Genomic DNA, 12,316 nt, shown 5'->3' on the forward strand with positions numbered 1-12,316 from the left:
TGCTCCCATCGCTCATAGCGGGGGAGTAGGTTCACATGGCTCAATTCTCGATGGAAATTAGTCGCCCAACCGGCTCAGTTCCGCGTGAAAACCAACAGTCATGTTACCCTTTAAACAAGGGGTCCCGTTTGGATGCCGATAACCCCTCAAATGGGGTCCTTATTCCATGCTTAATGACAAGGCCACCATAGGAGCCGCCCATAGGACTGAATATGCTGCGATCGGGTTCAAGCTTCCCGGAAGTTCGCAGATCATCGGCATAACCAGTGAAGTACGCAACGATATCGTGGCCGGGGCCGACCAAGTGGTCGCCGAACGCCGCCGCACCGAGCACGATGCCGGCCGCATGGAGGATTACTCCGGGATGTGTGAGTTCCCGCTTCTCAAGCTGTTGCACGAGTTCGTCTCTTGCCTTCAAATATTGCGTCCGGGGCAGGTCCGTCCAAGCCCAGAGCTGGCGCCAGGCCGGAGACTTAGCGTATCCGACGACGAGCGGGTGCTGCGCCAAATGCGTGTTGATCGCCGGCCTATCAACGATACCAGTTTCGAACAATCTTGCGAGCGCGGCGGGAGGCACGATAGGATCTTGCCAAGCGACATCGACATAGGTGGCCTCCAGGCGCTCAGCTCTCGCGATTTCCGACGACTTTTCCTTCTTTGTCACGGCAGACATCAACCGCGCAAAACGGGTGTCGAGCAGCGCGGCAAGTTCGGAACCACTAAGGTCGCCGCTCCGAAACTCAACACCAGTCGCCATCATGAACAGCAGAAGGCGTGTCATCGCAACAGGAGCATCCTGGAGACGCGGATCGACTGCCACGACAAGTCGCTCATAGTCTGAAAGTACTGCCCGCATGCTCCGGAAATTCTGCTTGCCAGATGCCTCAAATGTTCTGAGAAGCGCGGCGCGCTCCTGGCGCGCAATTTCGACGACCTTTGAGTGATTCAGCTTGCTGACAAAGTCGTCGAGCACGGTTTGCGGATCGGAGGCGACACGCAGCGTCTTGCCGATCAGTTTTTCCTTCTTGCGTGCATAGTCCGGTTTCTGATCTTCGGGGATATCAGTCTCGTTGGCGATGACGATAACCTTGAGCCCTTCATGCTCTACGAAGGAATTGATGAAGCCCATCGCCTCTGCCAACGGCATCGCGCATCGTTCGAGATCGTCGAAAATCAGGACGCGCCCATCGAGCTTCAGGACCATGTCCTTGATCACTGACTTGTTTTCTGCGGCGCCGTTGACGTCCGTCCCCGCAAAGCCATTGATGGCACGCGATACGACCGTTCCAAACAGACGAGCGGCTTTGGAATTCAGGACAGGATGAGCCTGCGCGAAAAACTGATCTGTGATCTCCGACGTCGAACGCACGCCGTAAAGGCTAGCGTAGAGGTGCCCGATCGGCTGGAGTGGATCAAGCGTTTGAGCTTTCGCCTCCCGATCCTTCAGATATGATTTTACGAAATGCGTTTTGCCGGCTCCCCAAGGCCCGTTCAATATGATCGCAAAATCGGTCTCCATTTCGGAAGCGAGATAATAATCGAGATATTCTGTTACGTCGGCGTTCGTAGACAATTTTCCACCCCAGGATGCGAATGAAATCAATACGTTTCACATTATCGCCGGTGAAGGCGGCCGTCGCTCACAGATTTAGGCCAGATTGAAACGCCGGAGTTTCTGGCGAAGAATTGGCAAAGTCATTGGCTCATCAAATCGAATCTCGACAAGTTGGACCGCATTTTGTTCACAGAGACTTCTCTTCAAGGCATCGCGTTCCATGTTCCGTTTCAGCGCCATTTCTCCTCCGAATGCAGCAATGGCTCTGTAGTGCTGCTCACCATGGTGTTCCAGAGCAAGACCGATAGCGGGCAGATACACGTCTAATCGTTGGCGCCCCAGCCATGGGGGCGACGCCTCCCTCAGGATAACTTGGTCGGGAAATAGCTTTTTCAGCAGACTATACATTTCCGCCTCCCTCACCCATCGGCTAAGACCAAGAGTGTGCTGGACTTCGGCACGCGCAGAGGGCTTGTCCATTCCAGGCACGAACATCAGCTGATCGACATACGGCGCGATAAACTCCCCAATATCATCACCGTAGAGATCAGCAGCGGCCTCCGGTCCCGAGCGACGGGCGATACACAGATGGCATATTTCGTCGATGTAGGTCGCATCCGACAACAATCGAACAACCTGATGGGTCCATGCGCCTGAATGAGACGCAATCCGCGTAGCCTCTGATATCATTTTGCCATGGGCCGGGCGTGCGCATGAACAGAAACAACGCTCCCCGGTAATCAAATGGTCAAATGCAACAAACTCAAAGCCCTCGATCCCGAACTCATATCCTTGCGTACGCGGCCCAGGTCGAGGGTTCGCGACCAGCGGCTGCTCAAGGGCAATCGCCTCCATCATTTTCTTGGTTTCAAGAAACATGCTGGGCGGAATCGTCACGTGGTTCAGACGCAGGATGTGGTTTGTTTGCGTTTTTAGCTGCTTTGACCAAAGTCGATGTGACATCAGCCCCGCAGGGCCATAATTTATGGGACTGAGTTGCAAACCCTGCGTGTCAATCTCAACGACTTCAACCATCGTCTCTTTGGTTGTGGAAAAGGCCAGCTCGACATACCAGGTTTCGTATCCGATGTCCGCAAGCCGCGCCAAGGATGCACAGCGCTCCTTGAAATACATCGAGTGAAGCTTCACCGAGGGGATCTTCCGGAGCTCTAAATTTGCTTGCTGCCGAAGATTTTCGACGAGAATTTGTGTCATCAGCTGTTCGACGGCATCTACCGGCCTTACTCCCACGGTAGCGGCCCTCAGAGCCAACTCTTCGCCAAATTTCCTCTCAGAAAAACCAAGGGAAAGCCGCCCACTCCTCATGCAACTGCCCCGATTGCAAGGGTAATTGCAGATTCGGAAGACGTCGACCTGCTAAATCTCATTCGAGACCTCGATGTCCTGGTTCAAGACGGCGCTTTCCACGAAGTTTCCGAGCGCACGAGCGGTCGAGTCATAGATCGACTTTTCCCCATCTGCACTCGAAAGCGTGAGTACGAAAGCCACTTCTTGCGGCCCAGCCTGGCTGTGATGCGTCCACCCAAATTGGTAAAGGTCGCGCATGTAAACGCGCGCGTAGAGGCGTAGGTGCGCGCCCGAAAAGCCGAGCCCACTTCCTTTGGTAAAGTCCCTGCAATGCCTTCTGATCGGCTGCCATTTGCGGAGCTCATCGCGAGCGTCGTTTTCTGGAAGGGTCGACTCCTTCATTGATCCGAGAAGGGACGGCCACTTTTCCGGACCAGTCGGATACATCAACGATGTCTCCAACCGGGAAGCAAAATAGTTCGCGCCGCCAAACGGCGATACAAGAGGCCTCAGAATAGCGGTTAGGCTGGCGCGTCCGAACAATTTTCCGCCTCGCACTAGCTCAGGGGGGATGGGAATGTCATTCCAGTAGTACGCTGTTCCAGGCTCGAGTTGTGCGCGCCATGCAAGCGTAACGCTGCCAGGTGCGCAGGTCCAAGGCAAATGACCCTGATATGGTGTTCCCCACCCCAAGTTCGGATCGTGCTCGCTGCGTTCCGCTGAATTGATGAGGAGAGCCTTGACTAAATCCGGTGTGGGCTCGCGTAGGCTATCGAACGTGTGGGCTGCCAAAGACGAGACCAATGGCGTTGCGTAGCTACTTCCCGTATCAACAACCCCGCCCAGCATCCGGAGATTGGAAAACCAGGACAGGTCCGGCTTCATCATACCGTCCGGACCGGGACCCGGAAGGCAGGTAGGGCAACGGTCGCCCGGCTTTCCATCTGGGAGCGCCTGACGGCCACCCACAACAATTGCCGCTTCACAATCAGCGGGCGGATTGGGTCGAGAATTATTGTCCGGACTGACATTTCCAACGGAGATCACAGGGAGGAAGCCCGCCGATCTCGCCAGGAAGCTGATTTCATGCCCAAGAACGCTCACTTCTGAGGGGTCTAAGCCGATGCCATCTTGATTGGCGGAAATATTCCAGACGCGTGCCTCTGGATAAAGACGTGCAACCTCCGTCAGGTAGTCAACCAACTCACGCTCATCGAAACGACGGTTTGCGTTCTTATGGGGGACCGCCTGAACCGATCCAATGCGGCAGTTCAGCTCCGGCAACAATCGATTATTATTCCAGGCGTGGCCATGGACAACGAGTGAGCTTACACAGTTGCCATGAAGCTTATCAGCTTGGGCATTCGTCACGAAAGGCGTTGCCTTGAAGGCTTCAGCTGCGCTGTAACTTTTCGCATGCAGCCCCCCGTCCACGACAACGACGACGGGTGCGTTTTGATCGATTACCGGCGCAGGAGGCTCCGCTCCTTCGCCAGGGGCCGCCACTCTGATGGGCCGCACAGGATCGATTCGATAGGAAGCACCGGAGGCGATTAGCTGCCGCAATCCTTCTTTGTTCGGAATACGAACCGTGGCTCGGCCGACGCCGGTGTTTCGGTAATCCCGCATGGCCCTTGCTATGCTGGATTGTCGCGGCGTCGTTAAAGCGCGCGGTTCTTCCGCTTCCTCTGATGTGCCTAGCGTCAACCGCACACTCGTGAAAGTCGGCAATACCAACCTCTCATTGGCAAAGCCCTGAATGCGCTCCAGGACCTCTACCTTGGCGTCACGATCACGAAAAGGAGCAAGCCAGACCACGAACAAACGTCCATCGTCGTCCTCCGGCGCGGAATTCCAGAGCTCACTGACTGACCGCCCGCGCAATCGACTTTTCGCATCAAATCGCTCCAGGGACGAAACTCGCGATATGTCTGCTTGCACCGCATAGCCGACCGGACGTTGGATCGCGTCGAGAAGGCGAGGCAACTGCTTGATGTCGGCTTCGATCAAATAACCGCTCGGAAGGGGTGCAACCAGCCTGCAGCCGTGGCGCTGGGAGAAGAGGTCGTCTGGTGTGTGTGTCGGAGCGAGGGAATCTTCGGTAAACATACGGACTACGAGGTGAGTTAGCCCCGAATATGTCGGCAACTCCGCGCGGTGCTCATAGATATCGCGTGTTTCGCTCGCAAGAACTTCCTGCTGTCGGCCGAGACGCTCCGTGACAATACTTTCAATGCCCTTGCCACGCCCTGTAGGACTCCGGAGCGCCGGGTCCATTTGAAGGCTCAAAACAGGATAGAGAAGGGGTTGGTCTCGAACTTCCGCCATGCTATGCCTCCCCATCCTGTTGCTTCAAATATGCATAAATGGCTTGCCGTGACACACCAAGGATGCGGGCGGTATCCGCGCCCGCAATACCGTGCTTCTCCTTCAATGCTATCGCCACCTGCCGCTTTTGCTCGGCGTCCAATGGCTGCCGCTGGACAGGGGCGGTCCGCCCTGAGCGGGGCTCTAACAGAGCCGCAATGACGGCTCCAAAATCGATGTCACGCGAATCATGAACCGCATGACGCCGTGCTGACAAGCTCATCGTTTCAATATCGGCCCCCGATAGTCCTTCGGACACTGTAGCGAACAGTTCGGCGCGACCATCTTCATCTTTGTCCTCAAAGAGAAAATGTCGCCACAGATCGGCACGGACGCTTTCCTCTGGAAGCCCAAGATCTATTTTGTAGGGGAATCTTCTCCAGATCGCAGGATCGAGAAGGTGAGCATGATTGGTTGCAGCAACCACGATCGAACTCGGGTCCAGCCCATCAAGCGCTTGAATGACGGTATTGACCACGCGCTTGAGCTCGCCGAGCTCGTGTCGATCGTCCCGCAGTTTTGCAACAGCATCCATTTCATCAAGAAATAGAACAGCGTTCCGCGCCGGTACGAAATCAAAAACCGAGCGAATATTTTTTGCCGTATCGCCGAGCAGCGAGGATATCACGGAGTCGAGCCTGACGACGTAGAGCGGTCGTGACAACTGTGCAGCGATGTGCCCGGCAAGAAGAGACTTACCTGTTCCCGGCGGGCCGGAGAGCAGAAGCCCTAGTCGCGACGCCAATCCTTTGGCACTCAAGTCATCAATGCGACGGGCATCCGCGATGAAATCGCTGAACACGCGCCAACCGCTTTCATTCAGGAAAACAGGTGTATCGGGCCAAGTCTGCTCTTCGACAAGCGGCAAGCGGGATTTCGAGTCAACAGGCAGGGATTCCATGTAACCAGACGCCTTCAAAGGCACCCCCCTCTTCCGAACCAGCGCCTTGAGTTCCTTGGCAATGGAGGTCTCACCATTCTTGTCGAGGTCTCGCGCGAGCGCATTCGCGGCTCTGCGTACGCGCGTGTAGTCAGCGGCTAGCGCCGCATCGGCTAACTCCAGCACATTTTTCATCTCAATGGTCATGATCACTCCATGCGTAAAATTTCTACCCCAACCCGTAAACCACAATAGCCATATTGACAATTAAATTATCATTAATGTAAATTGAAGTGGCACTCAAGAAAAAGGAATCTGATGCAATGACAAAGACAAATCAGCATGTGGTTCCCCATAACGGCGAATGGGCCGTGCGGGGCGCTGGAAATCAGCGGGTAACCTCTACTCATGGAACACAAGCCGACGCGGCAGCGGCGGCTCGCAAGATTGCGATCAACCAGCAGAGCGAGGTGGTTATTCACCGGCCCAACGGACAAATCCGGGACAAGGATTCCTACGGCCGCGATCCGTTCCCGCCGCGTGGCTAAAACCTGAGGCCGCCTGGAGTGAGGCGGCCTCTTCATCAAAGGAGAGAAGAAATGCAGTTTGAAGGCGCATTAGTTCGCGAGCAGGGCGTCACATTTGCCATCGTCATTGTTAAGCCGCACGTTCTCAACAGCGGCCCTCAAGCCGATGAGGTTGCTTATAGCTTCCAGCCAGCATTCCCCGGCGTGCCGATTGTTCTCATGGCGCAAAACAGCCGGGGCGTCCCGACATATCGTGGCCGACGTGATCTCGTTGATTTTCTGTCGCGGGTGCCTATGCAGGCGATACCCTGGAAGCGCTACACCCTGAACTGATCGGGAAGACTACATAGATGCTCAAGACCGATACCCGCCAGGCAAACTGGCGACGAGCCAATCCCACAAAGTATGAGGCTCACCTCATCGTGCAGCGTGCCTTAAAGGTGGGCGAACTGAGGAAGAACACGTGTGAGGTCTGCGGCAACGAAGCCGTCGATGCCCATCACGATCAATATGATGAGCCTTTGAAAGTCCGGTGGCTATGCCGTCGCCATCACACGAGGCTTCACCATTACGGCGAGGACCTGTTTCCCATCCGGACTTCGTGTTAGCGCTCCTCACCGAGGTGCGCAGAAGAAAACATGAGCCTACGAAGCCTGGGCGACGGGAAGACAGCGTCGCAGAAAGCGGCAAAAGAATTTTTCCGACTAAATAATCCCCCATGCCCGAAACCTCCCCCTCCCCGTCATCTCGCGCAGGCCGAGTTCCAAAACGATCCGCCGCGCCGCCTGCGGCGTGACCTCCAGCGTCTTCGCCACCATCCCTGCCGACACCAACGGCCTCGCCATGACCAGCTCGACCAGTTCCGGCAATTTTGACGAAGTTCGCCGTCCTTCAAGTTTTCGGTCCATCATCGTCTTCGCCAGAGTCAGCCGATCATGTTCTTTCATCCCGATCTCGGCGGCCGCCAACAAACCGTGGGCGATGGCGAGCAGCCTCGTCTCGCGATCGCGGCTCCGGCGCCGATCGACGGGAATGGTTTTGAGGCCAAGATTGACGGCGGCGAGATGCGCGCCTGACGTAATGCCCGCCTGGCGCAGGATCGAAGCGGCCAGCAACCGGCCGAGCCAGGGCGCGTGCTGGAGGACGGCAAGCTCGTTCCAGGCATCAAGGGCGACGATGGCCTGCAGCACCGCCGGCAAATCGCTTGCCTGCCGCAACACGCCCCGCCATTCGTCGAGCCGCGCGTCCTCGTCCCAATCGAGATCGTAGATCATCGTATCTTTGTCTTGGCCGCCACCACTGCCGGGCCGTTTTGCGTTCTCGATCGCCGCCTCTGATCGGGCCAGCACTGCATCGATGGCGGCATAGTCAACCCCGGGGAGATCTTCACCACTGTCGACTAAGTCGCCATCCTCTTCTGGATCGGTCAAGACCACGCGGCGGATAGCATCGGCCGTCGTCGCCTCGTCCCCTCCGACTGACCCGATCTCCGAGGTTTTCCGCAGCGAGCGGATGCCGTCGGCAGAGAACGCCCAATCCGGGGACTGGCCGGCGATCCGCCGACGAGTGCGCAGGACGTCGCGGGCGATTGTCAGCTCATGGGTGGGTGCGCGAATATCCCGCGTGGCGTCGTGGAGGACGAGGTCTTCGAGATGAACGAGTTCGCCGTCAATCCACAGCGAGGCGCAGGCGTCGGTGAATTGGCTGCGTTCAATAAAGCCCTGCCCGACAGGCGAACGGGCGATGCGCTCGTCCAGACGCGCCAGTTCGACACCGGCTGTCGTTTTCCGCTTAAAACTGCACAAGCAGATTTGTCATGCCTGCGTTACGTTTAGCTGTCATTCTAGCGGAAAATTTCCGCTAACGATTTCACAGGCCGTTTAGAAATGCACACGCGCTCAAAGGATGGGAAATCTATTCCAGCCCGATCTTATTCCGAAGAGCAATGGCTTGTGGCACGTCGTATAGCGCGCGAGTTGGATCGCATATTGGAGTGCTCTGGCCCGAAAGGTATCGCCGTTGGCATAGCAGCCACTGAACTTGGGCTTGGCCGACGCCAGATATATTATCTTCTGGCCCGCTACCGAACGACGCGGCGTATCACTTCCCTTCTTTCCAGAGCCCCTTATCACCGAAGAAAACGAGTGTGTTCGGACATTGAAGGAATTATTAGCGATACTTTGCAGCAGCAATGGCTTGTGACGGAAACGCCGCCCCTGGCGCCGGTAGTTGCAGAGATACAAGCTAGATGCGTGGAAGCTGGATTATCTCCTCCATCTTATGGAACTGTTTCAAGACGAATCCCAGCTCTTTTCACTCCAGAGATGATTGCAAAGGGTAGATATTCTGACACGCATCGACTACTCCGGCTGAAACCACGGCCGGGATATATCCACTCTGAGAGCCCGCTAAGTGTCTGCCAGATTGATCACACTCCGACAGACATAAACTTTGTTGAAGTCATCGAAGGCGGTGGCCGTTTCGTCGGACGGGCTTATCTGACGCTGGTTACGGACGTCTGTACACGCTCGATCCTTGGATTTTGTCTGACATTGGAAAAGCCATCTGTCTTGTCTGTTGGCCTTTGCATGGCACAAGCGATGTGTCCGAAACAGGATTGGCTGGCTTCACGCGCAATCAATCACGATTGGCCGATGTTTGGCCGTCCACGTGTTCTGGTCACCGATTCTGCAAAAGAGTTTAAGGGGAATGCATTCCAGCGGGGCTGCGAAGAGTATGGGATCGAGATACGCTATCGCAATCGATACCGGGTTCATGAGGGCGGTGTCGTGGAAAGATTGCTTGGTAAGCTCAATGCGGTTTTAGCATCCTATCCAGGCTCCACCGGGAGATCAGTCTCAGATCGCAAACAATATCCGTCTCAAAAGCGGGCCCGAATTAGCTTTGCACAACTCGAACAGTGCATTACGCTTGCTGTTATTGATCATAATCACCAGCAGAATAACCGAACGCTTCGTGTTCCAGCCGTTGAGTGGCATAAGCATGCTGATGATCTGCATTCTTTCCATGATCAGACAGATGACGTATTGCTTACCTTTCTTCCGCGCACGGAACGGCGGCTTACGCCTCAAGGCGTCAGTATGTTTTCCCTAGACTATTACTCTCCATGGCTTGGGAGGTTAGTTGCCTTACGAGACCGCTTGTTAAAACTTGAAATCAGATACGACCCTCGCGATATCAGCCATATCTATATTCGGGATCCAGATACCGCTGTCTTTCAGCCCGTATCACGTCGGGACGGAATTCTGAGATCAATGACTTTGTGGGAGCATCGTGCGGACCGAGCCGGTCGCAGAGCGAGTGGTGCCAGATCTGAATTGGAAAAGGTCGTCCTGCGAAGGGAAATCTCTGCGATTGTCGGAAAGACGAAACGCGTACGCAACGAATTACGAAATGCCGTGCGGAATACGCATGCTGCAGATGCGCCAAAGCCATATGAAAATATGCAACGGGCTACAAATGAAAATCCCCCTCACCCAAATCATCAGAAACGCCGATTGCCAGTGGAGGACTGGTAAATGGGCGAGCATCTTTTCGATCATGTCAGAACGCATTTAGAGCAAGGGATAGAAGATAGAGTCGCTTATATTCGCGCACCACGCTGGATTGGCTATTCGATTGCCAAAGATGCACTCACGCGATTGGACGATCTACTTGCTCGCCCGCCGGGGCTTCGCCCGAACGGACTGATGATTGTTGGGCCATATGCCAATGGTAAGACGATGATTGCCGAACGTTTTGCGGTGAACCATCTCAAGATCGCTCCGCCCTCCCAACAGAAAGTCTGGATTATTCAAACGCGGGAGGGAGCGGGCCTTACACATTTTTATAGTAGCATTCTCCAGGCACTGAAGGCACCCTTTGGGACCAGTCATTCTGTTCACCGGAAGGCCGAACAAATAGATCATTTGTTTCAGCGCGTAAAACCGCGCATTTTGATTTTTGATGAGTTTCACAATGCACTCCGCGGTCGAGCGAAAGATACAGAATCCGTTTTTTCTTTCCTCAGAAGGATTGGGCGTCAGTACGATATCTCATGTGTACTGATTGGTGATGTATCGGTTTATGATGCAATAAACGCCACCACAGAAATGGCTAGTCGGTTCGATGTGCACGCTGTTGCGAGATGGCGCTATAACGATGACTATCTTACTCTTCTCGACAGTCTCGAGGCGGCAATTCCGCTTGCCCAAGGTTCAAATCTTTCCGATGAACCGATTGCACGCCGCATTTACGAGTTGTCCGAGGGACTTATCGGTCAGATTTCTGAAATCGTAACGAAAGCAGCCATTGAAGCCCTGCGCTCTGGAAAAGAACGGATTTCGCAGTCCGCTATCAACAAGCTTTGTCACATACCTGTTTCCACTCGCCGACAAGCATTGCTACGGGATCAGTTACTATGAGCGCCACCGATCCTGAAATGTTGCAATATTTGGTGGAGGTCACGCCGCGATATGCTGAAATTCACCGCCAGACATGGCCCATCATCGTAAAACCATATCGGGATGAACTATTGGAAAGCTGGCTTTGTCGGGTCGCTTATGCCAACGGAACTTCGTCCGATTTTATAATGCGCGCAGCGAAACTCTCCGTTCCCCTCCGACCAAAACTCCAGAACGCCGCCGCTTCACAACCTGCCATCAAATTTCTTGCAGATATGACAGGTGTCAGGCGCAAGACATTGTCCTGCCTGTTAACTCAGAATACGCAATTGGTGTCATTGTCATTGCCAATGAGACGCAAATGTCGGCCCAAAACTTCCACCTGGCTACAGTTTTGTCCGAATTGCCTCGCAAACGATATTGATCCCTATTTTCGTACTGAATGGCGGCTTGCAACACGCATTTCATGTTTTCTCCATAGAAAACGTCTGCGTGATAGATGCCCCTGTTGTCTGAGCGGAATTTCGTTACTCGCTCAGAAACATCTCATACCGCAGCATATCTGTACGCGCTGTGGTTTCGATCTTCGAAGCGCGGCGCACGTTTCGATTTCTGCCGCGGCACGCTGGCTCGACGCTGCGATCGATGCGCAACTAAAGGCACGAGAAAACACGGTCCATTTCGGCAAGCTGCTGCTTTCGCTACAAAAACTGCCGACCCGTCTTAAACAACATTCGTCTTCGTCATTAACGAGTTTATCAACAGCGGCTCGTGCGCAGTGTTTCCAGAGCCTGGGTGAAGATGGGTTTGAGCGACTGTTCCACGGAACTGCAATGCCCAATTTCAAACGAACCTTCAAATACGAATCTGCAGTGTAGATCCTCTGTCCCTCCTGCGCTCGTTGCAGAAGGAAAATACGTGGCTGGACTATCCAGCGGCTTTCGTCGCCAACTTTTGTACCGTCGCTCTCAGAGACTATGACTGACGTAAATGTGCAGCTCATCGTTCATTCTGATAGTCTTGAAATTCTCGCTGTGTTTGGCGGATAGCTGTCCGATTTGTGTTACAATATCAATCAGTCGCAGAAGGCTTGGAGTGCAAATTTTCCACTAACGACTGCAATTGCAGTTTTAAGCGGAAAACGACACTGGCGCGCGCCAGCGGCGATAGCAAGGTCTTCAGAGGCATTTGGTTGAGAGCGTAACACGTTGAAATTATGGTAAATGACGTATTAATTATAAGCTAAATGGTCTTTATGTTTCAGCACTTGTGATGC

General features: G+C 54.4%; 11 protein-coding genes. 6 read left to right on the forward strand and 5 right to left on the reverse strand.

Annotation, left to right across the window (positions count from 1 at the left end):
• Nucleotides 1–103: 103 nt before the first annotated feature.
• The 4 genes from VBH83_RS18620 to VBH83_RS18635 all read right to left on the reverse strand — a co-directional run bounded on the left by VBH83_RS18620 (nt 104) and on the right by VBH83_RS18635 (nt 6,317).
• Complete coding sequence (locus VBH83_RS18620; RefSeq protein WP_396999004.1) at nt 104–1,573, reverse strand: P-loop NTPase fold protein; 1,470 nt, start codon at nt 1,571–1,573, stop codon at nt 104–106.
• Between the two features lie 75 nt (nt 1,574–1,648).
• Entirely contained in the window at nt 1,649–2,770 is a 1,122-nt protein-coding gene (locus tag VBH83_RS18625) for a hypothetical protein (RefSeq protein ID WP_127757447.1), read from the reverse strand.
• A 162-nt stretch (nt 2,771–2,932) separates the two neighbouring features.
• Nucleotides 2,933–5,191, reverse strand: coding sequence for a S8 family peptidase (locus tag VBH83_RS18630; RefSeq protein WP_396999005.1), 2,259 nt, complete (start codon nt 5,189–5,191; stop codon nt 2,933–2,935).
• Nucleotide 5,192: 1 nt separating this feature from the next.
• Entirely contained in the window at nt 5,193–6,317 is a 1,125-nt protein-coding gene (locus VBH83_RS18635; protein WP_127757445.1) for an ATP-binding protein, read from the reverse strand.
• Between the two features lie 116 nt (nt 6,318–6,433).
• Here VBH83_RS18635 and VBH83_RS18640 point away from each other — a divergent pair, with 116 nt between their 5' ends.
• The 3 genes from VBH83_RS18640 to VBH83_RS18650 are packed head-to-tail and all read left to right on the forward strand — an operon-like array spanning nt 6,434 to nt 7,245.
• A complete protein-coding gene (locus tag VBH83_RS18640; protein WP_396999006.1) occupies nt 6,434–6,658 on the forward strand; it encodes a DUF2188 domain-containing protein in 225 nt (74 codons plus the stop codon).
• Nucleotides 6,659–6,709: 51 nt separating this feature from the next.
• Nucleotides 6,710–6,970 carry a hypothetical protein gene (locus VBH83_RS18645; protein ID WP_164865467.1) on the forward strand — a complete coding sequence of 87 codons (261 nt, stop codon included), beginning with the start codon at nt 6,710–6,712 and terminating at the stop codon, nt 6,968–6,970.
• Nucleotides 6,971–6,987: 17 nt separating this feature from the next.
• Nucleotides 6,988–7,245, forward strand: coding sequence for a hypothetical protein (locus tag VBH83_RS18650; protein WP_127757442.1), 258 nt, complete (start codon nt 6,988–6,990; stop codon nt 7,243–7,245).
• 96 nt (nt 7,246–7,341) lie between these two features.
• On the opposite strand, the gene VBH83_RS18655 is transcribed toward VBH83_RS18650, so the two are convergent.
• The gene (locus tag VBH83_RS18655; protein WP_396999007.1) at nt 7,342–8,442 is read right to left on the reverse strand and encodes an RHE_PE00001 family protein; all 1,101 of its coding nucleotides are present in this window, start codon (nt 8,440–8,442) and stop codon (nt 7,342–7,344) included.
• 81 nt (nt 8,443–8,523) lie between these two features.
• On the opposite strand from VBH83_RS18655, the gene VBH83_RS18660 reads away from it, so the two are divergent.
• The 3 genes from VBH83_RS18660 to VBH83_RS18670 are packed head-to-tail and all read left to right on the forward strand — an operon-like array spanning nt 8,524 to nt 11,918.
• Nucleotides 8,524–10,176 carry a Mu transposase C-terminal domain-containing protein gene (locus VBH83_RS18660; protein WP_396999008.1) on the forward strand — a complete coding sequence of 551 codons (1,653 nt, stop codon included), beginning with the start codon at nt 8,524–8,526 and terminating at the stop codon, nt 10,174–10,176.
• The gene (locus tag VBH83_RS18665; RefSeq protein ID WP_396999009.1) at nt 10,177–11,061 is read left to right on the forward strand and encodes a TniB family NTP-binding protein; all 885 of its coding nucleotides are present in this window, start codon (nt 10,177–10,179) and stop codon (nt 11,059–11,061) included.
• Entirely contained in the window at nt 11,058–11,918 is an 861-nt protein-coding gene (locus tag VBH83_RS18670; RefSeq protein WP_396999010.1) for a TniQ family protein, read from the forward strand. The genes VBH83_RS18665 and VBH83_RS18670 overlap by 4 nt, the downstream gene beginning before the upstream one ends.
• The last annotated feature ends 398 nt before the right edge of the window (nt 11,919–12,316 follow it).

Origin of the sequence: Ochrobactrum sp. S1502_03 (assembly GCF_044435015.1) — a bacterium.
In the GTDB taxonomy this organism is placed as follows: domain Bacteria; phylum Pseudomonadota; class Alphaproteobacteria; order Rhizobiales; family Rhizobiaceae; genus Brucella; species Brucella chromiisoli.